This window comes from Citrobacter sp. CK191 (genome assembly GCF_030333435.1).
GTDB classification, from domain to species: Bacteria; Pseudomonadota; Gammaproteobacteria; order Enterobacterales; family Enterobacteriaceae; genus Citrobacter_B; species Citrobacter_B koseri.
The window spans coordinates 1-205 of sequence record NZ_JAOWFX010000019.1 but is presented as its reverse complement, the minus strand read 5'-3'; the positions used below and the strand labels follow the sequence as shown (position 1 = coordinate 205).

The window sequence follows — 205 nt, the reverse complement described above, 5'->3', positions numbered from 1 at the left end:
ATGGTGCATCCGGGAGGATTCGAACCTCCGACCGCTCGGTTCGTAGCCGAGTACTCTATCCAGCTGAGCTACGGATGCATTGGGAAACTTATTTACTGCCGATATTGATACCGCTACAAAAGCCATATCAAGTAAGAGATGGTGCATCCGGGAGGATTACTCGGCTGCGCCTCTCCCTACGGGCCGTTGCTGAAGCAACGTTATC

The 205-nt window shown here is 52.7% G+C and carries 1 tRNA gene and 1 other RNA gene; both read right to left on the bottom strand.

Features of this window, described 5'->3' with window-relative positions:
- Position 1: 1 nt before the first annotated feature.
- Positions 2-78, bottom strand: a tRNA-Arg gene (locus tag OGV82_RS03880).
- A 61-nt stretch (positions 79-139) separates the two neighbouring features.
- Positions 140-205: non-coding RNA, RtT sRNA (locus OGV82_RS03875), on the bottom strand; the annotation flags it as partial.